A 24846-nucleotide genomic window follows, 5' to 3' on the forward strand; every position below is an offset into this window, starting at 1 on the left:
ACAATTATTCCCTTTATAAATTACCTTTGAAGGCTTGGGCTTGATGAAAAAATTCTCGGCTTTAGTTTTATCCTTTTTTTTTACGTCGGCAGCTCGCGCTGATTCGAATGATGACTGGAGCATTTGGCTCAGTAACACGTATCAAACCGATTTTGGTGGCAGTAATTATCTGGCTTTCCTGGAACTGGCACCTCGCTCCAAAAACGATAATAGCGACTTCAGTCAATTACTCATCCGTCCAATAGTGGGTTATAAATTGACCCAAGAGCTCCAGCTTTGGCTGGGATACACTTGGCATGGTGAATACAATGATTCATCTTCGATTAAATTCGATAACGCCACCCATGATGTAATGCAGCAATTACAATGGATACATAACTTCACTCCGGAACTGAATTTTCAGTACCGATTACGTTTTGAAGAACGATTTTTTGTAGATGCTGATGTAGCTTACCGTACACGTCACCGCTTCCGTTTTGTATACTCCATTCCGGACTCCAAGGCCTACCTAATTGCCCTGGATGAATTGTTTGTTTATTTTAATTCGTTAAATTACAGTCCTCGCGAAACTTCCGTTCAGCCAGGCATCAATCAAAACAGATCTTATGCAGGAATTGGTTATAAATTAACGCCGCAAATCAATGTAGATACCGGCTATCAGTTGCAATATGTCAATAATTTTGGAGCGCCTGATGTTTATAACCATGTCTGGTTTACCAATTTGAACTTCAACTTCTAACGGCACAACCGACGGCATTTGCACTAACAAGGCTTTGCAGCAAAATGCAGCCTGTCCATCACAGATATCCTTGCTATACTGGAAATCATTTCCTTATTTCATAAAGGGTTTTAAATTAATTTTTCCCTTCAGCAAACGTCTCTCTGACATCATCAATCCCAAAAATGCGTTTGAACCGGACAGCATTGGCGATGATCCGTTGATTTTGGCGAATTGAAGTAGGCCTGGGCAGGCCAATACGAGACCGCAAGTTTACGCATTTTGCCAGTTTTCGCTTGGGTTAAGGCCACTGCAACAGCGCAAGACAACGCCAATCAGAAGTCGATGAATTGCGAGCAAGGCTTTTAGAGCCCTGCCCCGCTATGCCAATCCCGGCACAGCCAACAACAAAGAAGTGAATAGATAAAATGCAGAGTGTAGTGAGTCAGTGGTTTGATACCTCAAATCTGATGCCGCACGGTTATTGCCTGTTATGGAACCCCTTGTTGTTATGGGTATATGTCACTTCTGACTTGCTTATTGCAGCCTCTTATTATTCCATCCCTTTCGCCCTCTGGTTTTTTGCCAAACGCCGTCCTGACATTCAGAACCGCTGGCTAATTATCTTGTTCGGTTTGTTTGTGATGGCGTGTGGAACGACCCATTTTTTCGATGTTCTTAATATTTGGTATCCCAATTATGGAACGGATGCCCTGGTCCGCGTCATTACAGCCATTCTTTCCCTGACAACCGCGATTGTCCTGTGGATTATTATGCCTTCAGCATTAAAAGCACCTTCTGTTAAGCAGCTTGAAACCGCGAATAACAAGTATAAAGGCTCGGCTCAATATGCTCGCAGCCTGATTGAAGCGAGCCTTGATCCGTTGGTCACGATCAGTACCGAAGGAAAAATCATGGATGTCAATCTTGCAACAGAAAAAATTACCGGTGTCGAGCGCTTGCAATTGATAGGCAGTGATTTTTCCGAGTATTTCACGGAACCCGATAAAGCGCGGCAAGGTTACGAGGAAGCCTATGCCAAGGGTTTTGTCATGGATTACCCGCTGGCTATTAACCATACCTCGGGCTATGTGACTGATGTTCTTTATAACGCAACGGTTTACAAAGATGAATCAGGCCAGGTCGCCGGTGTCTTTGCCGCAGCCCGAGATATAACCGAACGTAAATCTTACGAAGAACAACTGCAAATCGCCAACCGGGAACTGGAAGCTTTTGCCTACTCCGTGTCGCATGATTTGCGTGCCCCTTTACGCGGCATTGACGGTTGGAGCCTGGCATTACTGGAAGACTGCGGTCACACTATGGATGAACAGGCTCACAGCTATCTTGAGACGGTTCGATCGGAAACACAGCGTATGGGACAGCTGATTGACGACCTTTTGCTGTTGTCTCGGGTGAGTCGCGGGGAATTAAATAATGAAAAGGTTGATTTAAGCGCAATTGCTCAAGCTGTCTCAGAACGGTTGCAACGAGCGGAACCGGAACGTAAGATTGAGTTTGTTATTCAATCGAACCTCTTTACACGAGGTGATGCCCGTTTATTGGAAGTCGTTTTAACCAACTTGCTCAGCAATGCCTGCAAGTTCACGGCACCGCGTTCCGAAGCTAAAATTGAGTTTTTCCATATCATCGAGCATGACAAGAAAAGCAATACCCGCTACCCATTATTCGTTGTCCGCGACAATGGCGTTGGTTTTGATATGGCTCACGCACAAAATCTGTTTGGCGCCTTTCAGCGCCTGCATAAAGCCAGTGAATATCCGGGAACCGGTATCGGCCTCGCAACAGTCCAGCGCATCGTGCACCGCCATTACGGCAGGATTTGGGCTGAAGCCCATGAGGACGGCGGCGCCACGTTCTTTTTCACTCTTGGAGACTCCGCATGAACACCAAGACAATTTTACTCGTTGAAGATAACCCCAGCGATGTCAGCTTAACCCGCCGGGCACTTGTGAAAAACGCCATCAGTAATCCCCTGGTCGTTACGGAGGATGGACAGGAAGCATTAGATTATCTTTTCTGTAACGGTAAATTCAGTACCCGCAATCTCACTGATCTACCGGTAGTCATTCTGCTTGATCTGAAACTGCCTAAAATCGATGGCTTGGAAGTGTTGCGCAGGATTCGCGCTGATTCGCGCACCCGGAGAATTCCGGTAGTGATTCTAACCTCGTCAGGCCAGGAGGAAGATATTTCCACAGGCTATGACTGCGGCACCAACAGTTACATTCGCAAGCCGATTAATTTCACAGATTTTGCAGAAACCATCAAGCAATTAAGCCTGTATTGGCTGGTTATCAATGAACCACCGCCTTAGACTTAAGATTACTGAGCCTCTCTCCCCTACTCAGCTTCGCGACTTGATGGCGTAAATACTGCCAGCGATTCAGTCCGGCCTATAACAAGACAGTCAGTCATAATCCTGTCAACTTCCTGTTTGGGCAGATAATCCAAATCCCAATGGCTGGTGTAGTTTTCCTTTAATCGCCTCTTGCCGGGATGAATCGACTCGGCTTCGTCCCCATGAGGAACGGCGGCTGTCGTAATTAATTGATCTTCAGGCTCAATAATTACGGCTTCCTGTTGATCCGTTTTAAGCAGACTTTGTATTTTTTCACACAGCTGACTCATAGCGACTCCTTGACCTGAACGTGATAAAAATGCAGAAATTCCCGGTTTGAACTTTAAACGTGGCTTTAATGGTAGGAGTAAGACTTGCGAGAAACGCCATAGACCCATCTATTGAGGCTTGTGAGGCTTGTCGGCGGCATCCCTGCTGCCGACATCCCCGCAAAGCTTACGCCTACCCTTTTTTTATAACCAACTGGGAATTCTGAATTGCCATGTCAGGTTACCCCGCCTTTTGATTTAATCAAGGCAACCTGAATGAAACAAAGCGCAATCCGGAAAATAAGCTAATTTTGAATTTGTCCGTCGACCAGACGTATCTTACGCCCCGCTCGACTGCCCAAAGTGGGATCATGAGTAATAATCACTAAGGTCACACCTTGTTGATTAAGCTTTTCCAGCAACTCGATAATGTCCTTGCCTGATTGGCTGTCAAGATTTCCGGTAGGTTCATCCGCCAACAAAAGCTGAGGCTTCATGCTCATGGCACGCGCAATGGCAACGCGCTGCAACTGTCCTCCGGATAACTGATCGGGCTTGTGTTCGGCCCTATCCAGTAAACTGACGGCAGCAAGCCCCTCTTTAACGCGCCCTTTTCGTTCTTTGGGTGAAATGCCTGCCAAAATCATCGGCATTTCAATATTTTGGGCAGCGGATAGACGAGGAATCAAGTGGAAAAATTGAAAAACAAAACCGATGTTTTCTCGCCGCACTTTGGCCAGCTCATCATCACTGAGCAAGGTTACGTCGCGGCCATTAAAAAAGTAGCGCCCGGATGACGGCTGGTCTAGCAGTGCGATGGTATTCAGCAGCGTTGACTTCCCTGAACCTGAAGGCCCCATGATGGAAAGATACTCACCCTGAGCGATCGTCAGGTTAATAGCGTTTAGTGCATGGACGGTTTGATCACCGACCTGAAAGCGTCTGTAAATGTTTTCCAGTTGAATCATGGCTCAAAACGGACTTTTGCACCGGCGGCAACGCCTTCTTTACCAACCGACGTAACCACTCTGTCGCCTTCCTGCAAGCCGGATTCAATTTCGGTAAAACTCCAGTTACTCAGTCCCGGCACAAAAGTCCGTTCTTCCAGCACGTCACCCTGAGCAATCAGTAAAACTTTGCTATTTTCCATGATGGCCTCGGCAGGCAAGCGCAGGGCGCTCTGTTTTTCAGCCAGCACCACTTCAATATCCGCGCTGTATCCCGGCAGCCAGCGCTTTAAATCATCCGCATCGGTAATCTTGACTTCAACTTCAACGGTTCGTGCTTGCTTCTCTTTTTCCTGAACATAAGGCGCAATCCTTGACACTTTGCCGGTACAGCGTTTTTCCGGAAAAGCATCCAGCGAAACGCAGGCCTGCATCCCGATTCTGATACGCCCGGCATCAACTTCATCAATCGGAGCGGAGATATAAAGGCAGTTCAAATCGAGTAAATCAATGGCGGGTAAGGTCGGAATGCCCGGTGGCGAAGGCGTAACAAATTCACCTAATTCGGCATTGATTTCTGCAACGGTGCCGTCAAACGGTGCAGTGATAAACGTTCGCTCGACAGCTGCTTGAGCAACGGCCAGCTGTGCCTTGCTGACCTCAATGGCCTGCTCGGCGCCTTGGCACTGAGCCTTTTGTGCTGTTGCCTCAGTGACCGATTTATCAAGCTGATCTTCGGAAATAAACTGATTACGCGAGCGCAGCTTAGAGAATCGTGCGGCTTCACGTTCAGCCCCTGCTGCTCGTTGACACACCTGTTCGGCCTCTGTATAGCTGGCTTTGATCTTAGCCTTGTTAAGTTCGACCTGAGCTTTAAGATCCGCATTCCACACTTCCAGCAACAACTGGTTTTTTTTGACCACTTCGCCTTTTTCCACATGCAGGCCAGCCACTTGCCCCCCGGTTGCAGGGGCAAGATAGGCGCGCCGGCAGGCTTTGACCGTTCCAACACGGGTATTGGAAACAGTGGCCGACACCTCGCCTGCTTTAACCGTGTAGAACTCAACCTCAATCCGTTCAGGATCTTTGTTGAAATAATACAAAACGACAACCGAAGTCAACAGTACCGCCGCCGCTAACAGTTTTTTTAGCATTATCCTAAACGGTTTTCCAGATTCACTCGGAGAACCTCAAGAAAATCCTCTGTAGTCAGGTAATGGGTGTCATTCAGATCATCACCGTAAATGCACAATGCCAAATCCTTGGTCATCTGACCTGCCTCGACGGTATCGACACAGACTTTTTCCAGGGTTTCACAAAAATTGGACAAGGCCCCGTTATTGTCCAGCTTGGCTCTAAAGGCTAACCCGCGGGTCCAGGCAAAAATTGATGCAATGGGATTGGTAGAGGTTTTTTTACCTTGCTGATGCATGCGGTAGTGCCGCGTGACAGTGCCGTGGGCCGCTTCTGCTTCCATGGTTTTTCCATCCGGCGTAACCAGCGTCGAGGTCATCAAGCCCAACGAGCCAAACCCCTGTGCCACGGTATCGGACTGCACATCGCCGTCATAGTTTTTACAGGCCCAAACAAAAGCGCCATTCCATTTAAGCGCCGAAGCCACCATATCGTCGATCAGCTTATGCTCATAGACAATGCCCTTGGCTTCATAGCGCTCACGATATTCGGCTTGATAAATGGCTTCGAAAATATCTTTGAAACGGCCATCATATTTTTTGAGAATGGTGTTTTTGGTGGACAGATAAAGCGGCCATTCTCTGTCCAGCGCGACGTTAAAACAGCTGCGGGCAAAACCGGCTATCGATTCGTCGGTGTTGTACATCGCCATGGCCACGCCATCGCCTTCAAAATGATAGACCTCAAAGCTTTGTCCTTCACTGCCATCATCTGGAGTAAAGGTAATCTGCAACTTGCCTTTACCTTTTGTAACAAAATCAGTGGCGCGGTATTGATCGCCAAAGGCGTGACGGCCGATACAAATAGGCTTTGTCCAGTTAGGCACCAGGCGGGGAACGTTTTCGCAGATGATGGGTTCACGAAAGACGGTACCGTCCAGAATATTCCGGATCGTTCCATTTGGCGATTTCCACATTTTTTTCAGCTTGAACTCTTCAACCCGCGCTTCATCCGGCGTAATTGTCGCGCATTTGATTCCTACACCGTGCTTTTGGATTGCATGTGCGGCATCAATAGTGACTTGATCCTCGGTTTCATCTCTATGTTCAATGCCCAAATCGTAATACAGGATAGGCACATCCACATAAGGCAGAATTAACTTCTGTTTAATGAAATGCCAGATAATCCGGGTCATTTCATCTCCATCCATTTCGACAACGGGCGAGTTGACAACAATTTTTTTCATGATGGACTCCAAGAGTATTGAGGGTGAGTGTATTTTGAAAATCAGGCGTGGCGGATCAGGGCAAAGAGTTACGGTTTATAGCCATAATTTGCCGGAAAAGGCAGTCTTTCCCGGCAAAAGTGCCTATAAAGAAAACAACTCGCGCATTTTCTGGCCGGGACTGTCGGCGCGCATAAACGCCTCGCCAACCAGAAAAGTGTATATCCCGTTATCCAGCATTAATTTGACGTCGTCAGGTGTATGAATCCCGCTTTCAGTAATGATCAAGCGGTCGTCGGGCACTTGCGCTTTTAAATCCAGCGTCGTCTGCAAACGCGTCTCGAAGGTCCGCAAATTACGATTGTTGATACCGATCAAGGGCGTGTCCAGCGTTAAGGCGCGGGTCATTTCATCGGCATCATGCACTTCAACCAGCACATCCATACCCAGTTCATTCGCTGTGTCCGCCAGTGCATGCAGGGTTTGGTCATCCAGTGCCGCCACGATCAGCAAAATACAGTCAGCCCCCAACGCTCGGGCTTCAAACACCTGATAGGCATCAATCATGAAATCTTTACGCAACACCGGCAGCGGACAACGCTCTCTGACCATTTGCAAATACACTTCCGAGCCCTGAAAGTATTCCTTATCGGTTAATACAGAAAGGCAAGTGGCGCCATTCATCGCATAATCCTGGCCGATCAATATCGGCTGAAAATCTTCGCGAATGACACCTTGACTGGGTGAGGCTTTTTTTATTTCGGCAATAATGGCTGGTTTTCGGGTAGCCGCCTGACGCTGTAAGGCTTTATAAAAACCTCTAGGCCTTTCAACAACGCCGGCCAGATCCTTGAGCATGTCTATCGAGGTGCTCATTTTGCGCTTGGCCACTTCTTCGACTTTGGTATCGAGAATTTTTTTCAGAATATCCGGAGTATCGCTCATGATGACTTGTTATTAATGTTATTGGAAAATTCAACCAGCGCATCCAGCTTGGCTTTTGCGGCGCCACTGGCAATGACCTGCAAGGCTTTTTGCACACCGAACTGTAAATTGTCGCTCAGATTGGCGGCGTAAATGGCGGCTCCGGCATTCAATGCAACAATATCGCGGGCTGCACCAGGCTGGTTATCAAGGACTTGCTTCATCAATTTTAAACTAGACGCCGCATCGTCAACGATTAAATCACTCAGCTGACCGCGCTTTAAACCAAATTGCACGGGCGTGATCGAATAGCAATTGATATTTCCGTTTTTAAGTTCCGCCACATGGGTCGAGCAGGCAATGCTGATTTCATCCAAGCCATCTTCGGCGTTGACCACCAGTACATGACGACTGCCCAATTTTTTTAACACTTCCGCCAGTGGTCGAAGCCATTCCTTGCCAAACACGCCGATCAGCTGATTGGGAGCCGATGCCGGATTGGATAAAGGCCCCAGCAAGTTGAACAAGGTTCTGACCCCCATCTCCCTGCGGGGTCCGATGGTATGCTTCATGGCACCATGATGTTTGGGGGCAAATAAAAAGCCGATACCTATTGTATTGATGCACTGGCTGACTTGTTCGGCGCCAAGATCAAGATTAACGCCTGCCGCCTCCAAAACGTCCGCACTTCCTGAACTGCTGGAAACCGAACGATTTCCGTGTTTGGCAACCTGAGCACCGGCCGCCGCCGCTACAAAGGCGGCTGTGGTTGATATATTAAACGTATGAGCGCCATCGCCCCCCGTTCCACAGGTATCGATCACATGTTCACCGGTCACGCTGACATGCTCGGCCAAATCACGCATCACCTGAGCAGCGGCCGCAATTTCTTCCACCGTTTCACCTTTGCAGCGTAGCGCAACCAAAAAGGCGGCAATTTGCGCATCAGATGCCTGGCCGGACATGATTAAATGCATCATTTCGTGCATTTGCTCTCCGGTTAAAGATCGTTTTTCCAGGAGTGCCTGCAGTGCTTGTTTGATTTCCATGGTGTAATTGAGTAATAAAATGCTGAATGTTGAGTTATTGCTTAGGCAAGGAATTAACAAATATCGTCCATAAGAGGATGTTCGTAATTTTACGCGGGGGTTGAATGCTTAGCGAAGAAAGATCATTGTCCCAAGTAGAATGCATGTCTGCATCGTGCCACAAAAACGATCGATTGACCATCCTTGCCCATTGAACTTTTTAATGATCGCGAACAAGCCTCTAAACTTTTTTTGCCATCTCGGTTCACCGCTTACCAAACCGGCTTAATTTTCTCACGCCCCTTACCTACATCCCTGTAGGCAAAGCTTCCGCTCCTGCTCACGCCCCTTACCTACATCCCTGTAGGCATTCCAGTAGAGAGATAAAAAAAGACTATTGAATTGCAGACGTTATAAAATTGATCCTCCTAAAGTGCCGGTGCCGTTATGAAATATTCAGTGTTTTTAGTTATGTTTTTAGGAGCTTGGCTCAACATCGGTTATAGCGCTGAAAACACCTCAGAACCGGCTATTGAACTGCATTTTTTCTGGTCCCATCGATGCTCCCACTGCCTGGAGGCGAAACCGTTTATCGAGGAATTGGATGCGCGATATGACTGGCTAAGCGTTAAAAGCTATGATTTGGTGAATAATCAGGAAAATGTACAGCGTTATATCACGATGGCTAAAGCGCTCAATGATCCGGCCAACGCAATACCCGGCTTTATTTTTTGTGACCGTATTCGGGTGGGTTTTGATAGTCCAGCCCGGATGGGCAAAGAACTGGAACGCGAGTTGATCGAATGCCATGAGGCCAAACAGAGCCCGACAGAAAATAAGCAACTGGACTTGCCCTTGCTGGGCACAGTTGATTATCAGGCTTATTCGCTGCCGTTCCTCACCGTATTTATTGCGGCACTGGACGCGTTCAACCCTTGCGCTTTTTTTGTCTTATTGTTCCTGCTAAGTCTTATGGCGCATGGCCACAGCAGGCAGCGAATGGCACTCATAGGCGGAATATTCGTGGTATTTTCCGGCGGCATGTATTTTATATTCATGGCGGCCTGGCTCAACCTTTTTTTGATGACGCAACAACTGGACCTGATCACAGCGCTGGCCGGTATCATCGCAGTGTTAATCGCCGGTTTTAATATCAAGGATTATTTTTTCTTTAAACGAGGGCTATCCCTGAGTATTCCCGAATCGGCCAAGCCCCTGCTTTTTCAACGTATGCGCTCAATCCTGCAGGCCGGAAACTGGACAGCCACGGTCGCAGCGACGGTGGTCTTGGCTATAGCAGCCAACAGCTACGAACTTTTATGCACCGCGGGCCTGCCCATGATTTACACCCGCGTTTTGACCTTACATGCCTTATCGACCCCGTCTTATTATGCTTATCTGGCACTTTATAATACGGTCTACGTCATACCGCTACTCGTCATCGTGGTGATCTATACCCTGACCTTGGGCAGTAGAAAATTGACAGAACAACAAGGCCGCCTGTTGAAGTTATTATCCGGCTTAATGATGTTTAACCTGGGCATAATGTTGTTAGTGGCACCGGAATGGCTGAATAATATGCTGGCGTCATTAACCGTGCTGGGATCTGCACTATTCATAACCTGTTTGGCTTATCTATGGGAAAGGCTTAAAACAGGAAAATTGGACACGGACTGATTTTGGCTTCGTATTCTGAAAAAATTTATAAACTCTGAGCGTAACTATGCGACTTTTATTAGTAGAAGATGATGAAATTTTAGGCGATGGCATCAAGGCCGGCCTTACCATGGAAGGCTATGCCGTGGATTGGGTCATGGATGGTAATCTTGCCAATGAGGCACTGAAAACAAACTCTTACGAACTGGTGGTATTGGATCTTAACCTGCCTGGAATGGAAGGAATGGAGGTGTTAAAAGAATTGCGCAAACGCAAGGATGAAACGCCTGTACTGGTATTGACGGCAAAAGACACGGTGGATGACCGCATTCAAGGGCTAGACAGCGGTGCTGATGATTTTGTGGCAAAACCCTTTGAGTTATCGGAAGTCTGCGCACGGCTCAGGGCGCTGGCAAGAAGGCAGTCAGGACGTAGCGTCCCGCAAATCGAACACCAGGGCGTATTGCTGGACCCGGCATCGCATGTCGTTACAGTCAAAAACAAACGTATTGATTTGTCCCAAAAAGAATTTGGCATTTTAAATTTTCTAATGAGCAATATCGGCCGCGTGATTTCTCGCGCACGAATTGAAGAAGCCCTTTATTCCTGGGGATCTGAAATTGAAAGCAACTCGGTAGAAGTTCATATCCATCATTTACGAAAGAAACTGGGCGCCAAATTTATCCGGACTGTCCGCGGCGTCGGCTATATCATTGATGAAGCTGAATGAAATATTCGCTACGGAATATTTTGCTGTTTACCCTGCTCTCGGCGTCAGCTCTGATCTGGGGCGTCACCGCCTATGTCAGTTACCGGCTTACCCGGGACGAAGTCGTTAAGCTTTTTGATGCGGAATTAGCCCAATCGGCACATGCTCTTTATTCTTTCGTCGGCCACTTGCTGTATGAGGGCTCGTTGAATGAACTGTGGGATTTGGACAGCCCTGAGAAAATATTGACGCACAGTACTTTTAATTCCAAATACACGCAAAAGATTGCTTTTCAGCTGATCTCCAAGACGGAAGGATTGATCTTGCGCTCGCGAACTGCCCCGGTCAAACCCATGTCAGATTCGCTCAACGGCTTTACCAAAATGGAAATTGACGGCTACTTATGGCATGTCTTCAGCATTTCGGATGACAAGGATGAATATATCATCCATGTCGGCCAGCGGGACGATGTCCGCCGCGAATTAAAAGATGAAATCGTCAGTCATCTGATCAAGCCGTTGTTATTCAGCTTGCCTTTTCTGGGCGTTGTCATCGGCTTGATCGTCAGGCGCGCCCTAAAACCGGTCAATCGTCTCACCCTGCAACTTGCCCGGCGTGAGGCAAATTATCTGAAACCTTTGTCAACTCGGCACTTACCGACCGAAATTGTCCCTGTTGTCGAAGAGATCAATACGCTTTTTCTGCAATTGGAAAAAGCCTTCGAAAACGAGCGGCGCTTTACTGCTGATGCCTCACATGAATTAAAAACACCGTTGGCAGGACTGCTGACCCAAGCGCAGGTAGCCATGAAAACTTCTGATGAAGGCATGCGGCAGCAAGCATTGGGGCGCATTGAACAAGCGGTCAAAAGAATGACCAACATGGTGCAGCAACTATTGACGTTTTCCCGAATAGAGTCAGACCCGTCTTACCTGAACAAACAATATGTCGAATTAAGCCGCGAAGTGATACAAATTATTGCCGAACTGGAACCTGAAGCGCATAAAAAGCAAATCAGTATGAGTTTTGAGCATAACAGCGTGGCCTACGTGAAAGTCAATGTTCCACTGATCGGCATTCTGATCCGAAACATCCTGGACAATGCGGTTAAATACACGCCCAGAGGTGGCAAGGTTGTGATCAGTCTGACGCAAAGAAAGGCACTGGAATTATGTGTTGAAGACTCGGGGCCGGGCATCGCCATAGAGCAATACGACGACGCTTATAAACGGTTTTACCGGTGCATAGAAACTGCGAACAAAGTACAAGGCACTGGTTTGGGACTATCAATGGTTCAACGGATCTCTTTATTGCACAATGCGGAGTTACACATGGATAAATCAAGGTTTGGCGGCTTGAAATTGACCGTGCTGTTTCCTTTACTGCCGGAAGCCAATCCTGTAAAAAACGCCAAGAACGTTAAAAAACCGCTTTTTGGTAATGTTATAGACTGATTAAAGTTTCAAGTATACTCATCGTAGATCGAAATTTGGCACCGGGGTGCCCGTCAAAGGACGCCGTAAATACATCCATATAGGCTCTATGCCAGCATCCATGCTGGCAAAGCTTTTGCCGAACAACCCGCTGCCTCCTTAGGCACTGCCGAAATTTGAAGTGCGAAAGGTATAAAGTGGGCCTGGCTTGTTACTTCACAGGAAAAATGCTGTTCGGCTCAGCGATAACCGGATTTATCAGCGTACCTATTTTCTCAATGGTGATACGCACCGTTTGCCCGGGCTTCATATAACCTCGCGGTTTCATTTTTACACCCACTCCGGCGGGCGTGCCTGTTGTGATGACATCGCCGGGCTCCAGGGTCATGGCCTGGGTTAAGTAGGCAATGATCTCAAAACAGTTGAATATCATATGCCGCGTATTGGATGACTGACGCTTTTCATCGTCCAGCCAAGTTTCCAGGGATAATTGATGCGGATCGCCTATTTCATCGGGCGTGACCAGCCAGGGACCCAATGGTCCATGGGTATCAAACGATTTTCCTAACGTCCAGGTAGCGGAACGAAATTGCCAGTCGCGCACCGACACATCATTTGCAATCGTATATCCTGCAATCACTTCATGAGCTTTATCAATGGCCACATGACGGCAGCGTTTGCCGATGATAAAAGCCAGCTCCCCTTCATAATCGAGTTTTTCGGACACTTTGGGTCTGTGAATCGCAGCGCCCGGCCCTATTACACAGGAACTTTGCTTGGTAAAAAAGGTGGGATATTCGGGTTTTTCCAGTTCCGTTTCGTCAACATGATCTGCGTAATTAAGACCAACACCCAGGAACTTGCCGGGCCTTGGCACCGGCGCTTGCAAAATCACGTCCGCTAAAGCGATACGCTGCACGTTTTTCACTATCAATTTCTGCATGGCATCGATAGAGGAAGCCCCTCCCTCAAGAAATCCAATCATATCTTCTGGTATGGCCTGTACCCCTAAACTATCCACAATCCAATCGCCCACAACCGCCCCGATACGTGTCTTGCCCTCAAAATTAAAAGTTGCCAGTTTCATCGCTTTTAAATACCCGGATGTTTTTGTTGATTGGCATTGTATAACGAAGAGCGAAAGACCAAAAAAAAGTTATAATGCTGAAACTAAAAGCATGTGACCAGTAAGCACAAGGAAAATTGGCCTAGCGTTATGCGCAAAGCCCCGGACCTTTTAAATTTTATTCGTGCGGACAATAAACGTCACGGTTACAAACAAGACCGAACATAAACCATCGATATCTGCAATGACACGCGAAGAGTTCAATCAATACGCCCGGCAGGGCTTCAACCGTATCCCTGTCAGTCGGGAAATTCTCGCTGATTTGGACACGCCGCTCAGCGCTTATCTTAAATTGGCTGACGGACCTTATTCCTATCTGTTCGAATCCGTTCATGGCGGAGAACAATGGGGCCGCTATTCCATTATCGGATTGCCTTGCCGCACCCTTGTTAAAATCAACGGTCATACGATCGAAGTTGAGCATAACGGTCAAATTGAGGAATTGGCTACGCACAGCAATCCTCTGGAATGGATTGAATCCTTCAAAGAACGTTACAGAGTCCCGGACATCAAATCACTGCCTCGGTTCAATGGCGGGCTGGTAGGTTATTTCGGCTACGAAACTATTGGTTATATCGAGCCGCGACTGGAATCATCGAATAAGCCGGACCCTTTGGGCACGCCCGATATCCTGTTAATGGTTTCGGAAGAAATACTGGTATTCGATAATTTGTCCGGAAAAATGCTGCTGCTGACTCACGCCAACCCGGAAGAGGACAACGCCTATGACAACGCATTGACCCGACTTCGTGAATTAGCCGCCAAGTTGCGGGAATTAAAAGCCAGGCCTCAATCTAACACCCCTCCCAAACATGTTGAAGAATCGCATTTTGTTTCCGGGTTCACGCAACAGGGTTTTGAAGATGCCGTACTCAAAGCCAAGGACTATATTTTTGATGGCGACATTATGCAGGTTGTCTTGTCGCAGCGTTTATCCATTCCCTATACTGCCTCACCGCTGGATCTATACCGTGCGTTGCGCTGCCTTAATCCTTCCCCCTACATGTACTTTTTAAATCTGGAGGATTTTCATATCGTCGGATCGTCTCCGGAGATTCTGGTTAGACTGGAAGAAGGAACCGTTACGGTAAGGCCGATAGCAGGTACTCGCCCACGCGGTTCGACGCATGAGCTGGATCTGGCTTTGGAACAGGAACTGCTGGCTGATCCAAAAGAATTGGCTGAACATTTAATGCTGATCGATTTGGGCCGCAATGATACAGGACGCGTAGCGGAAATAGGTTCAGTGCAACTCACTGACAAAATGATCGTGGAACGTTATTCGCATGTCATGCACATCGTCTCCAATGTCACAGGACAACTGAAGCAAGGGAAAAATGCCTTTGATGTATTGGCGGCTACATTTCCGGCAGGCACAGTCAGCGGCGCGCCAAAAATTCGGGCGATGGAAATTATTGATGAACTGGAACCCGTCAAACGAGGCGTTTATTCAGGTGCCGTGGGTTATATCGCCTGGTCCGGCAATCTGGATACCGCCATTGCAATCCGAACAGCAGTGATCAAGGATCAAACTTTACATATACAAGCCGGTGCAGGAATTGTTTACGATTCGGTGCCAAGAAACGAATGGGATGAAACGATGAATAAAGGCCGGGCTATTTTTCGAGCGGTCAGTATGGCTGAGGCGGGGCTGGAAGGAGATCCGACATGAGCGTAAAAGTAGTGATGATCGACAATTACGACTCCTTCACTTACAACCTGGTTCAGTATTTGGGTGAACTGGATGCCGAGGTGGTCGTTGTCCGCAATGACGAAGCGAGTGTCACCGATATCGAACGCATTGCTCCCGATAAAATCGTCATTTCTCCGGGGCCTTGCACTCCCAAGGAAGCCGGCATTTCGGTGGAAGCCATCCTTAAATTTGCTGGACGATTGCCGATTCTAGGCGTCTGCCTGGGTCATCAAAGTATCGGCTATGCTTTCGGCGGCCATATTATCCATGCCAAAAGTATTATGCATGGCAAAACGTCTTTGGTTTATCACAAAAATCAGGGCGTATTCAAAGATCTGAATAACCCGTTTACAGCAACGCGTTACCATTCTTTAGTGATTGAACAGTCGAGTTTACCCGAATGTCTTGAAGTCACGGCCTGGACAGAGGACGGACAGGGCAATATAGATGAAATAATGGGCGTCAGGCATAAAACAATGCCGATTGAGGGCGTTCAATTTCACCCGGAATCGATCTTGACCGAACAGGGTCATGACATGCTCAGAAATTTTTTGCAGGGATGATGACAGCACTTTTTTGCAAGATTTTAACGTCAAGCTAACCATCAAGCTATGCTTGCCAGTTTTTTTAAGGCGCGCAATTTACACTGAAATTATTGGGTATCAACAAGCCTTATGGTATTTGACGAAAATACAAAGTCTGAATCTTAATCATTGCTTCATCTAAAACATCGATTGCATCTTCACAGCTTATCAATGACTTATCATTTTCCAAAATGTGATCGGCCAACTGACTGATTGCATACCAATGATAAGGGTGATCAACAAACTTAAATGCTTCTAAAAACAGACTATTGAGCTTTTCTTGGCGTTTATCCTTGTCACCGATAAAACCCTCCAAATATTCCGTCACACGCTCAAGATCCGATGAACCACCGTAATACTTAAGGGCTTCCACATTGATCAATCTTGCATTAAAGCATTCATCATCCAATTGAGCGACATGCTTGGCTTCAGCCAAAGGCCCCGCCAATATGTTGATAATGTCCGCCTCATAAGCGACTTGATAAGCGTGAAGCTGATGATCGGAAAAATAACGACTGCTTTCTAAAACCGATACCGGCAAACTGCCTATTAAATGCCCGCCTTCAACCGTTGCCAGCCAGTTCGATTTTGACCGTTCCATTACGTGATGGCTTGCCCCTTCCGCTGAGCATAAATTACCCATAGTGATTTGAAAAAATACCGGTGGTAGATTTTTTAGACGATTGCTCAAATGAATGGCAGCTGCGTGGCCTGCCTCATGATAAGCAGTGCGCGCGATCAATTCTTCCTGGACTAGAGGTATAGAATCTTCAATTTGGTAATTTCTTTTCATGGGTACCCTCTGTCTTAAAAAAAGAATGCAGCTAAATTAATCAACCGCATGTAATGAGGAAGGCTATCAACTCTCGGATGTCTGACAAAGCGGCGTCAATCAAGAGTTTCAAATAGTGTAGTATCCGCGGCTGGTTATGCAAATGTGGCATATTGACGCGTGACGATATGCCACAGCCATTGGCACGATTATTGATGCGTTATTATCATTTTGCCTTGATCGTTATCGGCTAAAGTCAGATAAACCAAGGGATCAGCAACATAAACCAACGATTTTCACCTCTGTTTTAGATTAAGAATGAGGCAAATCGCGCAATAAAATGAGTCACTTCACGATCATTCCTACTGACTTACGTCTTCTCCCAGCTGACTGCAGCATTGACTTTTTATAAAAAAATGATATGGATTCAAAAATTTGAATCAAAATACCCACCGCTGCATAAAAAAAGAATTATAAAAAGCCTACCGTATTCATAACTTAAGCATTCGCTCCCTCAGGACATGCATGAACGATAGAAAAGAACAGGTGTCACAAAGTGACTGATAACCCCACCCTAAATCGAAACCTTTGCCCCCCCTATTCAGCGAGGAATTACCCATGTTTTCATTTTTAAACCAAAAGCTTTCAAAACCATCACCTTCTGACTCATTGCCGGGACGCGACCAAGCGCTGACCATCATCAATAAGCACTGCGTTAATGGAAATCCGATTGCGCCGCCTTTTCCACAAAACATGCAAACCGTACTATTTGGCATGGGCTGTTTCTGGGGAGCAGAGAGAAAATTCTGGCAAACCCCTGGCGTATTCAGCACTGCAGTGGGCTATTCCGGTGGCAATACCAAAAACCCTACTTACGAAGAAGTGTGCAGCGGTCTAACAGGGCATAGCGAGGTAGTTCTTGTGGTCTATTCTTCTGACGACATCAGCTTTGAAAGCTTGCTTAAAATCTTCTGGGAATCTCATAATCCTACTCAGGGAATGCGGCAGGGAAATGACACAGGCACTCAGTATAGATCCTGTATTTATACTTATGCAGATACTCAGTTCAATATTGCACTAGCGTCAAAAGAACATTATCAAACCCGATTAACTCAAAGCGGATTACCCCTTATTACCACTGAAATAGAACCTGTTGATATATTTTATTATGCTGAAACATATCACCAGCAATACCTTCATAAAAACCCGGATGGATATTGTGGTTTAAGAGGCGCAGGCGTTTGTTTTTAATGATAAAAAGATAATCAATTGGTAAATTTCAGACAAAAAAAAGCGGTTTAAAAAAAACCGCTTATAAGGATATTAGGAAGGATATAACGCAACTTTTAGCTGAGGGGTCAAATTGGTTCCCTTAAAAGTTAGATTAATAATAGCAACACTATTTGCAATAAAAAATGTGACATATTGTCGCAGTCTCAATATCAACGGATTATCCTGGCTGTTTAAACAGGCAAACTGCACCGATGTTACTTGGCATAAGAGGTTTTACAATGCTCAATTCCTCAACGCCAAAATATCCAGAGCCAGTATATAGGCCGAGAAAATATTCAAACACCATAAAATTCATTACTGATTTACCGAGTTGAAGTACGATACCTCTAAAATATTTAACCCGTTTAAGCGTCAGGCCAAAAAACATGTTTTCTCAAGTATTGCCTAAATCCGAAATATCAGCTCGCCAAAACCTGAAATGGCTATTCATTCTCAGAAATCTGATGATGACCGGCGAAGCTTTACTTATCATTATTTCAGTTCACGGGTTAAATATAAGATTGCCACATGAGCAGCTTTGGCTTGTGATTTTATCGATAGGGACCGTCAATTTATATACCTGGATGCGTCTCAAGACAGATGACCCTGTCACCGAACTCGAAATATTTTCACAACTTGTTATTGATGTTTTAGGCATCGCTTCGCTCCTTTATCTGACAGGCGGGGCATCAAACCCTATCATTTGGGTCTTTTTGATGCCGTTAATCATCACGGCTATCATGTTGCCTCATAATTATGCCTGGTACATGGTCATTTTAACGACCTCAATGTATACCATCCTGATTGCTTACAACATACCACTACCCTCTATCGAGCCACATATGCCTTCGATAGAGCCTGATATAGCCGCACTGGAAATTTACCAGGCCGATATGCAGCATTCGGCTAAAGAGCATTATCAAATACTTCGCAATGCCCATGAACTAAAAGACCATCATTATTTTAATCTGCATATTTTTGGCATGTGGTTCGGTTTCGTATTTAGTGCCGGTCTGGTCGCTTTTTTTGTTGTTGAACTTGCAAGGACACTAAGAGCTCAAGAACGGACGCTGGCTGAAGCCCGGGAAAACGCATTACGAGATGAGCGCGTAGTATCATTGGGCACATTGGCCGCTAGCGCCGCCCATGACATCAGTACGCCGCTGGGAACTATTGCAATAGTCGCACATGAATTAGAAAACGAATACCCTATACACCGATTTCCTGACCTCCATCAAAAGACACTGATAATGCAGCAACAAGTTAACCGATGCAAAGAAGCACTGTCTGTGATGTCGGCAAGTGCTGGAGAAATGCGCGCAGAGTCCGGACAAATCATGCTGATTGAAGAATACATTGACGAAGTCATAAGACAATGGCGCGCGCACAAGCCTGAAATCAAGCTCAGATTATTCGTCAATCCCTGCGTACCCTCGAATGCCAGAATTATTGCAGAACGCACGTTGACCCACTCGTTGATCAATATTCTCAATAATGCTGCAGAAGCTACCGAAACGGATCTTGGGATTGAGCTCCATGTTTCCTGGGATCTGGAACATGTCTACATCAAAATTCGAGACTTTGGCGCGGGCGTTCCTGACAACATCCTGGAACTTGCCAGAAAACAACCAGTTACCAGCAGTAAACACGGTATGGGTGTAGGACTTTTCCTAACCTGCAGCACAATCAGCCGTATTGGCGGCAAGATTGATTTTTTAAATTTGGAAGCCGGCGGCGCCAGCGTAGAAATAGTGCTGCCATTGCTTGCTATGAGAGATGATCACTATGAATCAGGAATTGGAGAAACCGCGTCTTTTATTGGTAGATGATGATGAAACGTTTTGCAATGTACTTAAAAATGCATTGGAAAAGCGTAATTACGAAGTCATCGTTGCCAATGATGTAGAAAATGGCATCAAAATGGCCGAGATCAGCGAACCCGAATATGCAGTTATTGACCTGCGTATCGGCTATCAGTCAGGCTTGGAATTGGTAAAAAAACTCATTTCGTTAGACGGCAACACACAAATCGTGATGTTGACTGGCTTTGCCAGCATAGCCACTGCGGTAGAAGCGATCAAGCTGGGAGCTATCCACTATTTGACCAAACCCGCTAATGCCGATGAAATTGTTAACGCTCTCAACAAAAATGAGGGCGATACCTCTGTCAGCATTAACGAAAATCCATTATCGGTTAAACGTTTGGAGTGGGAGCATCTGCAAAAAGTACTGATGCAACACGACGGAAACATTTCGGCCGCCGCTCGCGCACTGAATATGCACCGTAGAACTTTGCAGAGAAAACTCGAAAAAAGGCCCGTCAGGGAATAAGAATATCACTGACAGAGTTATAAGATGACGGTGCGTCCCTGCACCTTGAGAATTGAAAAACTATTTTGATTTATTAAAGGTTCTATTTAGCTTTTGCCTGTCTTGGACTTAACCCAGGACCATGCAGGATATAACAACGTACCCTTAACAAATCCGGTCACTTTTTTAACCAGATGACAAACAACTCCACTCAATTTTGTTTGCTCATCCAATTCCAGTTTTTTAACCGAAAACAACCTGAGTTTCTCTGCCTGTATGGCTAAACCTTCCACATAAACGTAATTGTAAGCCCACATTTCCGAGAGCGATACAAACCACATGAAGGCGAAAGAAGCACCCATACCGGTTCCTGCAATAATGACCAGCCACGCAAACATCGGATCCAGCTTGGTCAACCACCACGACAAAATATCGGCAATCAAAAACGCATAAGGCATTCCTATCGCGATATTTTTAATTCTATTCGGCGCTGTTTCAGAAAAGCTGAAAATCAGCCCCACAAACATAAATATAAAACTGATACCGAACAAATGGATATGTGACACACGAGTCAATGATGAGAAAGTCGCGCCTTCATCCTGCTCCGCCCGGGATTTCAACTGTTTGAAATCGTTATAATTTGGAACACTCCCTGAATCGGCGTTATGACACATCACGCAGCGTTCCTCGATAATTTTTTTCACACCGCTGGATTCGTACTCATCTTCCTCTGCACCATCACGTGTCCATTGAATAATGGTGAATCGCTCTTCTTCAGAAGCATAAGGCTTCATGGAACCATTCAGTTTCGTTTCCAGCACGGTGCCCGACCGGTTGCCGTAATAACTGTAAACAATATCGTCAATCGACAATCCGAATTTACCGTCAGCCATGCCATGCGTAAAAAGAATCTGGATCAATGCAAAAAGATAACCTATGCCAACGGTTAGAAGATAACCGGAAAACAGAACTTTGATCGGACTGTCCAGATCTTTCAATTGCGCTTTTAATGGATTCATATGTTTTTTCCAACTAATTAATAAACTATTTAAAACTCTTGATCATAAATACCCATTAACCGGCCGCAAGTTCCATGGAAGTGCATTATTTAAACTGCACCTCTGACAACCAAAGTTGCCTCACCCAAACTACAACAGACAAGTTATTGTTTTTTATTACTAAAAGCTATTTTTATTCAAGTGACGGTGATTTAAACTCAGAATGCAATGCGGATCAGTCAAGTTTCAACAAGGCTTAATCATAGACTGTCTGCAATAATCAGGCCTTCAAACCTGAAATCCCAAGCACATAATCTTCTCAACCGCTGTAAGTCAAAACTTCAAAAATTTTCCATCCCGTTAAACCTGGCTGCTGGTTAAAACGCGCACCCAAGCAGTGCAAACCATGCACCCATGGAGCCTTAAAACTGTGCAGTCATTGGGAGCCATAATGCTGTTGCTAATCTTTTTAGCGGGTAACTACTCGCCCGCTTTGAATTGAGGGCATGAGCAGATAGATCAACTGGAAAAATGTGTCTAAATGATGCGGCCCAAAAACATATGAAACCGTTGAAATGAAAAAGTGCTTGGATCGATTCAGTAGGATAAACAACTAACTCAAAGCCCTGCACTCGGAAATTTACGATTTATTTCTTGCCGATATCGCTGGTCTGACTGAAGGTAACAAACACATGAGACCAACACCGATTACACTTTCTTTAATACAACCGGACGAGAAAAGTAAGGGAAAAAGAAAGAGGCCTGCATTTTATTGATTACCCATAGCGTCAAACCCAAACTCAGCAACGACATACCCGCCACAGTTAAATCCGCTTTGTCATATTCGGGCGGAAGTAATTCCTGCACACTCATCCCCACCAATACCATGACCACCAGAGGCGTCAGGTACAAAAGCATGGACGCTCGAATTAAGACACTTTCCTGAATGCCGATCACCACCTCATCACCCGCTCTTAAATCAATATCGCTATCGACCTCGACAGATCTTTTACGGATCATCTTACTGAGTACCGACGTTGAACAAGACCCATTTTGCTTACAGCCGCCACACCCGGATGCAGGCTTACTCTCAACCCAGACTTGATGATTTTCGACTTTTGCAACTACAGCTATTTCTTCTATCATTGCGAATACCCAAGGCTATTATTCGTTAATGCCATATTCTACCCTCACTTTAAGAAATGCTGAAAAATTCCGTCCTGCAAGTTGACGAGAGAACCCTCAATTCAAAGCGCGCGAGTTGTTACAATGCCACCTTGTAATCAGAACGGTCATCTTTTTTGGTTTTAAGCTAATTCAGAAAAATGCGTAACGGGATCATGGGTGACTTTGCAAAGCCATGGCTTTGATAAAAATTATGGGCTGCAAGACAATCCTGATCTGTTAATAAAGTAATGCGCTTACATCCTTTTTGTCTTGCGGTTTCAATGACCCGCATCAACAACTGCGAACCGATACTTTGGCCACGATGATCAGGTACAACAATCATATCCTCGAGCAGTCCAACCCGATTACCCAGAGCGGTCGACACGGTAAACAGCAAACTGACCATACCCACAACCCTCTGGCGCGATCGGGCCACAAATATCAATCCGGATTCAGGATTGTCGATGATCAAGCGTAAACCTCGTTGTTGCGCATTCCGATCCGGCATGAACTCTTCCTCCTGCAAAAACAAAATCTCCAACAAGCCGCAAAGCGCAGGAACATCACTGGCTAATGCCGGTGTTATGTCAATGTTTGAACTCATTATTTCGCCTTTAAGTTAAACGCTTGGGGTCAGTCTTCACATTTCGCTAAAATCAGGTCAGCCACTTACCGAAAGGCCTTGTTGATCAAAAACCAGCACCGTCATTTCCTCATCCAAACCGCTAATTTTGGCCTCTTGTAGTTCGCCATTCTCGTGATATCGGTAGCAATGCAATAATTCGACTTCGCCATAAACCACTTTCTCACAGCGGATCAGCCGTTCTTTTGCATCGAAATACCCTCGAAAAAAGGTATTACGGTTATCAAGATCGCGACCAGATAGCTCATTGACCAATTTCAAAGGTAATTTCATGCCGCTGTAGCTGACAAAGTAACGGCAATCGCTTGTTTCAATAGTCATGTTATCCCGGTTGTATTAATTAAATACCGGTAGTTCAGCAAGGTTTGTGCCTAGAAGAATAAACGCTTGAGGCTCTATGTTGGACGCAGACTGATCGTTTCACTATGTCACAATTCGCTCTTTTGCTTCGCTCACTTGTTGGCTTTGCAACAATTCACCTTAAGCAGGTCCCCGCATTACCTGAATAGATCAAGGCTCGGCTCATGGCGCCGATTTTGCTCGGTATTGGGAATTTAAACTTCTCAAGCATTTATGAAACTGCAGATAGAAAAACATCATCTTGAATTGCTGCTAGCCATCCATCCCCGATTAGCAAACTTGAACGAACAGTTACGCTTCGGTAACAAGGTACAGGTGTTATTCGATCAACTCAGCGCTGCTGAATTATCCAGTTTGGCTGAGATTTATCACCAAGCTGGCGGGGCTTTTCATCAACAGGCTGCACTCCTGTCTACGTTACAAAAAGTCTTGATGAATAACAGCCCACGCTATCACGCGGATCAGTTGGAAATGCTGCTACCGGATATCGCCCGTTATTTGCTGGACGATGCAATTCGAGGCTGGATGTTTCAGGTCCTGAGGTCTGGCAGAACCTTGGCTTATTTGATAACCCGCATTGATTACACCCCGCCGGGAGAGGAAGAAGCCGGACGTATCCTGATAGAACTGAAAGCCAACAGCAAGGGAAAAATAAGCATTGAATCACTGATCATCCGCAGCAAGGACCTGACTGAAAAAACCATCGCCGAAATTTTCATCAGCAAAGGTTACCTCAAAGAGACGTCGGAATTGATGGCCAGTTATGACGAAGCGGCCGAACGCTATTTTGACTGGCGCGCACGTTACGGCGAGCAATTTTCCGGCTGGGGAACCGGGCTTTATGCGGACGACCCTTCCGCCAGCCACCGCAATAACGATTGGACCCGCAAAAATACCGTGGTTTTATCCTCTGCGGGCGGCGCTTGCAGATTGGTCAATGATGAAAACATCCTCAACGAACGCGCCTTGAGCCTGGATGCATCAGGCGACATACTCGGCAAATACCTGCGCAAAGCCGGTAAAAGCATGCGTTATGACAGCAAAGCAGAACAAGCTGTGGAAGCTTTCAAGGATGAAATCCCTGCTGGACAGTTTACTGAATTGCCGATTCACGGCTATATCCTGATGTTTCATCTGGAACTACATCATCATGTTTGGGTGCATGTCGACGATATCCAGCCTTATCTCTATCAGCCGGAACTGAAGCAGAAACTGATTCTGCCCCAGGAACAAACGGACTTGATCGATATTTTGACCGCCGAAATGGACATGCTGATGGACGATATCGTTGCCGGAAAATCCGGAGGCACCACTGTATTGTGCGCAGGACCAGCTGGTGTTGGAAAAACCCTGACTGCGGAGGTGTACTCGGAGATAATCAAACGCCCCCTGTACCGGGTCCATTCCGGACAATTGGGGTTGAACGTTGCTGAGATGGAGAAAACGCTGAAGGATATTCTGATCCGTGCCCAGCGCTGGGGTGCAGTCATGCTGATCGACCCTCTGTGTCAGGATA

24 protein-coding genes and 1 pseudogene are annotated in these 24846 nt (G+C 46.2%); 12 read left to right on the forward strand and 13 right to left on the reverse strand.

Going from position 1 to position 24846, the window contains the following annotated elements; all coding sequences use genetic code 11:
• The first annotated feature begins 43 nt into the window (after window positions 1–43).
• The 3 genes from GO003_RS02375 to GO003_RS02385 all read left to right on the forward strand — a co-directional run bounded on the left by GO003_RS02375 (window position 44) and on the right by GO003_RS02385 (window position 3056).
• On the forward strand, window positions 44–739 hold the full coding sequence (locus GO003_RS02375) for a DUF2490 domain-containing protein (protein WP_159657400.1): 696 nt from the start codon (window positions 44–46) through the stop codon (window positions 737–739).
• 419 nt (window positions 740–1158) lie between these two features.
• Window positions 1159–2625, forward strand: a complete 1467-nt coding sequence (locus tag GO003_RS02380; RefSeq protein ID WP_159657398.1) for a sensor histidine kinase — start codon at window positions 1159–1161, stop codon at window positions 2623–2625.
• Window positions 2622–3056, forward strand: coding sequence for a response regulator (locus GO003_RS02385; protein ID WP_159657396.1), 435 nt, complete (start codon window positions 2622–2624; stop codon window positions 3054–3056). The genes GO003_RS02380 and GO003_RS02385 overlap by 4 nt, the downstream gene beginning before the upstream one ends.
• Before the next feature lie 26 nt (window positions 3057–3082).
• Here the strand turns inward: GO003_RS02385 and GO003_RS02390 are convergent, their stop codons facing one another.
• The 6 genes from GO003_RS02390 to trpD form a co-directional block, all read right to left on the reverse strand.
• A complete protein-coding gene (locus GO003_RS02390; protein ID WP_159657394.1) occupies window positions 3083–3370 on the reverse strand; it encodes a hypothetical protein in 288 nt (95 codons plus the stop codon).
• 284 nt (window positions 3371–3654) lie between these two features.
• On the reverse strand, window positions 3655–4317 hold the full coding sequence (locus GO003_RS02395; RefSeq protein WP_159657392.1) for an ABC transporter ATP-binding protein: 663 nt from the start codon (window positions 4315–4317) through the stop codon (window positions 3655–3657).
• The gene (locus tag GO003_RS02400; protein ID WP_159657390.1) at window positions 4314–5450 is read right to left on the reverse strand and encodes an efflux RND transporter periplasmic adaptor subunit; all 1137 of its coding nucleotides are present in this window, start codon (window positions 5448–5450) and stop codon (window positions 4314–4316) included. Before GO003_RS02400 ends, GO003_RS02395 begins: the two co-directional genes overlap by 4 nt.
• On the reverse strand, window positions 5450–6676 hold the full coding sequence (locus GO003_RS02405; protein WP_159657388.1) for an isocitrate dehydrogenase (NADP(+)): 1227 nt from the start codon (window positions 6674–6676) through the stop codon (window positions 5450–5452). Before GO003_RS02405 ends, GO003_RS02400 begins: the two co-directional genes overlap by 1 nt.
• Before the next feature lie 123 nt (window positions 6677–6799).
• Window positions 6800–7600: an indole-3-glycerol phosphate synthase TrpC gene (gene trpC, locus GO003_RS02410; protein ID WP_159657386.1), complete on the reverse strand. Its 801-nt coding sequence runs from the start codon at window positions 7598–7600 to the stop codon at window positions 6800–6802.
• A complete protein-coding gene (trpD, locus tag GO003_RS02415; protein WP_159657384.1) occupies window positions 7597–8628 on the reverse strand; it encodes an anthranilate phosphoribosyltransferase in 1032 nt (343 codons plus the stop codon). Before trpD ends, trpC begins: the two co-directional genes overlap by 4 nt.
• Before the next feature lie 426 nt (window positions 8629–9054).
• Here trpD and GO003_RS02420 point away from each other — a divergent pair, with 426 nt between their 5' ends.
• Genes GO003_RS02420 through GO003_RS02430 form a run of 3 tightly spaced genes read left to right on the forward strand, consistent with a single transcriptional unit; the run spans window position 9055 to window position 12426 of the window.
• Window positions 9055–10284, forward strand: a complete 1230-nt coding sequence (locus tag GO003_RS02420; protein ID WP_159657382.1) for a thioredoxin domain-containing protein — start codon at window positions 9055–9057, stop codon at window positions 10282–10284.
• Window positions 10285–10330: 46 nt separating this feature from the next.
• Window positions 10331–10993, forward strand: a complete 663-nt coding sequence (locus tag GO003_RS02425; protein ID WP_159657380.1) for a response regulator — start codon at window positions 10331–10333, stop codon at window positions 10991–10993.
• A complete protein-coding gene (locus GO003_RS02430; protein ID WP_159657378.1) occupies window positions 10990–12426 on the forward strand; it encodes an ATP-binding protein in 1437 nt (478 codons plus the stop codon). The genes GO003_RS02425 and GO003_RS02430 overlap by 4 nt, the downstream gene beginning before the upstream one ends.
• A gap of 190 nt (window positions 12427–12616) precedes the next feature.
• Here the strand turns inward: GO003_RS02430 and GO003_RS02435 are convergent, their stop codons facing one another.
• Window positions 12617–13492: a fumarylacetoacetate hydrolase family protein gene (locus GO003_RS02435; RefSeq protein ID WP_159657376.1), complete on the reverse strand. Its 876-nt coding sequence runs from the start codon at window positions 13490–13492 to the stop codon at window positions 12617–12619.
• Window positions 13493–13715: 223 nt separating this feature from the next.
• On the opposite strand from GO003_RS02435, the gene trpE reads away from it, so the two are divergent.
• On the forward strand, window positions 13716–15203 hold the full coding sequence (gene trpE / locus GO003_RS02440; protein WP_159657374.1) for an anthranilate synthase component I: 1488 nt from the start codon (window positions 13716–13718) through the stop codon (window positions 15201–15203).
• Window positions 15200–15787: an anthranilate synthase component II gene (locus GO003_RS02445; RefSeq protein ID WP_159657372.1), complete on the forward strand. Its 588-nt coding sequence runs from the start codon at window positions 15200–15202 to the stop codon at window positions 15785–15787. The genes trpE and GO003_RS02445 overlap by 4 nt, the downstream gene beginning before the upstream one ends.
• A gap of 109 nt (window positions 15788–15896) precedes the next feature.
• Here the strand turns inward: GO003_RS02445 and GO003_RS02450 are convergent, their stop codons facing one another.
• Complete coding sequence (locus tag GO003_RS02450; protein ID WP_159657370.1) at window positions 15897–16601, reverse strand: hypothetical protein; 705 nt, start codon at window positions 16599–16601, stop codon at window positions 15897–15899.
• A gap of 597 nt (window positions 16602–17198) precedes the next feature.
• On the opposite strand from GO003_RS02450, the gene msrA reads away from it, so the two are divergent.
• Entirely contained in the window at window positions 17199–17831 is a 633-nt protein-coding gene (gene msrA / locus GO003_RS02455) for a peptide-methionine (S)-S-oxide reductase MsrA (protein ID WP_159657368.1), read from the forward strand.
• A 199-nt stretch (window positions 17832–18030) separates the two neighbouring features.
• Here the strand turns inward: msrA and GO003_RS02460 are convergent, their stop codons facing one another.
• On the reverse strand, window positions 18031–18240 hold the full coding sequence (locus GO003_RS02460) for a hypothetical protein (protein WP_159657366.1): 210 nt from the start codon (window positions 18238–18240) through the stop codon (window positions 18031–18033).
• Between GO003_RS02460 and GO003_RS02465 the strand changes: the two genes are divergently transcribed.
• Window positions 18239–19681, forward strand: coding sequence for an ATP-binding protein (locus GO003_RS02465; RefSeq protein ID WP_159657364.1), 1443 nt, complete (start codon window positions 18239–18241; stop codon window positions 19679–19681). The two genes, GO003_RS02460 and GO003_RS02465, sit on opposite strands and share 2 nt — an antisense overlap.
• Window positions 19638–20183, forward strand: coding sequence for a response regulator transcription factor (locus GO003_RS02470; protein WP_206444697.1), 546 nt, complete (start codon window positions 19638–19640; stop codon window positions 20181–20183). The genes GO003_RS02465 and GO003_RS02470 overlap by 44 nt, the downstream gene beginning before the upstream one ends.
• 86 nt (window positions 20184–20269) lie before the next feature.
• Here GO003_RS02470 and GO003_RS02475 read toward each other — a convergent pair whose 3' ends face one another.
• The 4 genes from GO003_RS02475 to GO003_RS02490 form a co-directional block, all read right to left on the reverse strand.
• Entirely contained in the window at window positions 20270–21181 is a 912-nt protein-coding gene (locus GO003_RS02475; protein WP_231088783.1) for a hypothetical protein, read from the reverse strand.
• Window positions 21182–21868: 687 nt separating this feature from the next.
• Window positions 21869–22306, reverse strand: a complete 438-nt coding sequence (locus GO003_RS02480; protein ID WP_159657360.1) for a SoxR reducing system RseC family protein — start codon at window positions 22304–22306, stop codon at window positions 21869–21871.
• A 166-nt stretch (window positions 22307–22472) separates the two neighbouring features.
• Entirely contained in the window at window positions 22473–22931 is a 459-nt protein-coding gene (locus GO003_RS02485; RefSeq protein ID WP_231088784.1) for a GNAT family N-acetyltransferase, read from the reverse strand.
• A gap of 57 nt (window positions 22932–22988) precedes the next feature.
• Window positions 22989–23291: a DUF6156 family protein gene (locus tag GO003_RS02490; protein WP_159657358.1), complete on the reverse strand. Its 303-nt coding sequence runs from the start codon at window positions 23289–23291 to the stop codon at window positions 22989–22991.
• Window positions 23292–23543: 252 nt separating this feature from the next.
• Here GO003_RS02490 and GO003_RS02495 point away from each other — a divergent pair.
• Window positions 23544–24830, forward strand: a pseudogene (locus GO003_RS02495) (AAA family ATPase); the annotation flags it as partial.
• Between the last annotated feature and the right edge of the window lie 16 nt (window positions 24831–24846).

Source organism: Methylicorpusculum oleiharenae, assembly GCF_009828925.2.
In the GTDB taxonomy this organism is placed as follows: Bacteria; Pseudomonadota; Gammaproteobacteria; order Methylococcales; family Methylomonadaceae; genus Methylicorpusculum; species Methylicorpusculum oleiharenae.

Excerpts from the sequence above, each read along its gene's own strand:
- GO003_RS02375 (WP_159657400.1), top strand. The coding sequence starts at position 44 with ATGAAAAAATTCTCGGCTTTAGTTTTATCCTTTTTTTTTACGTCGGCA.
- GO003_RS02385 (WP_159657396.1), top strand. The coding sequence starts at position 2,622 with ATGAACACCAAGACAATTTTACTCGTTGAAGATAACCCCAGCGATGTC.
- GO003_RS02390 (WP_159657394.1), bottom strand. The coding sequence starts at position 3,370 with ATGAGTCAGCTGTGTGAAAAAATACAAAGTCTGCTTAAAACGGATCAA.
- GO003_RS02395 (WP_159657392.1), bottom strand. The coding sequence starts at position 4,317 with ATGATTCAACTGGAAAACATTTACAGACGCTTTCAGGTCGGTGATCAA.
- GO003_RS02400 (WP_159657390.1), bottom strand. The coding sequence starts at position 5,450 with ATGCTAAAAAAACTGTTAGCGGCGGCGGTACTGTTGACTTCGGTTGTC.
- GO003_RS02405 (WP_159657388.1), bottom strand. The coding sequence starts at position 6,676 with ATGAAAAAAATTGTTGTCAACTCGCCCGTTGTCGAAATGGATGGAGAT.
- trpC (WP_159657386.1), bottom strand. The coding sequence starts at position 7,600 with ATGAGCGATACTCCGGATATTCTGAAAAAAATTCTCGATACCAAAGTC.
- trpD (WP_159657384.1), bottom strand. The coding sequence starts at position 8,628 with ATGGAAATCAAACAAGCACTGCAGGCACTCCTGGAAAAACGATCTTTA.
- GO003_RS02420 (WP_159657382.1), top strand. The coding sequence starts at position 9,055 with ATGAAATATTCAGTGTTTTTAGTTATGTTTTTAGGAGCTTGGCTCAAC.
- GO003_RS02425 (WP_159657380.1), top strand. The coding sequence starts at position 10,331 with ATGCGACTTTTATTAGTAGAAGATGATGAAATTTTAGGCGATGGCATC.
- GO003_RS02430 (WP_159657378.1), top strand. The coding sequence starts at position 10,990 with ATGAAATATTCGCTACGGAATATTTTGCTGTTTACCCTGCTCTCGGCG.
- GO003_RS02435 (WP_159657376.1), bottom strand. The coding sequence starts at position 13,492 with ATGAAACTGGCAACTTTTAATTTTGAGGGCAAGACACGTATCGGGGCG.
- trpE (WP_159657374.1), top strand. The coding sequence starts at position 13,716 with ATGACACGCGAAGAGTTCAATCAATACGCCCGGCAGGGCTTCAACCGT.
- GO003_RS02445 (WP_159657372.1), top strand. The coding sequence starts at position 15,200 with ATGAGCGTAAAAGTAGTGATGATCGACAATTACGACTCCTTCACTTAC.
- GO003_RS02450 (WP_159657370.1), bottom strand. The coding sequence starts at position 16,601 with ATGAAAAGAAATTACCAAATTGAAGATTCTATACCTCTAGTCCAGGAA.
- msrA (WP_159657368.1), top strand. The coding sequence starts at position 17,199 with ATGTTTTCATTTTTAAACCAAAAGCTTTCAAAACCATCACCTTCTGAC.
- GO003_RS02465 (WP_159657364.1), top strand. The coding sequence starts at position 18,239 with ATGTTTTCTCAAGTATTGCCTAAATCCGAAATATCAGCTCGCCAAAAC.
- GO003_RS02460 (WP_159657366.1), bottom strand. The coding sequence starts at position 18,240 with ATGTTTTTTGGCCTGACGCTTAAACGGGTTAAATATTTTAGAGGTATC.
- GO003_RS02470 (WP_206444697.1), top strand. The coding sequence starts at position 19,638 with ATGAATCAGGAATTGGAGAAACCGCGTCTTTTATTGGTAGATGATGAT.
- GO003_RS02475 (WP_231088783.1), bottom strand. The coding sequence starts at position 21,181 with ATGAATCCATTAAAAGCGCAATTGAAAGATCTGGACAGTCCGATCAAA.
- GO003_RS02480 (WP_159657360.1), bottom strand. The coding sequence starts at position 22,306 with ATGATAGAAGAAATAGCTGTAGTTGCAAAAGTCGAAAATCATCAAGTC.
- GO003_RS02485 (WP_231088784.1), bottom strand. The coding sequence starts at position 22,931 with ATGAGTTCAAACATTGACATAACACCGGCATTAGCCAGTGATGTTCCT.
- GO003_RS02490 (WP_159657358.1), bottom strand. The coding sequence starts at position 23,291 with ATGACTATTGAAACAAGCGATTGCCGTTACTTTGTCAGCTACAGCGGC.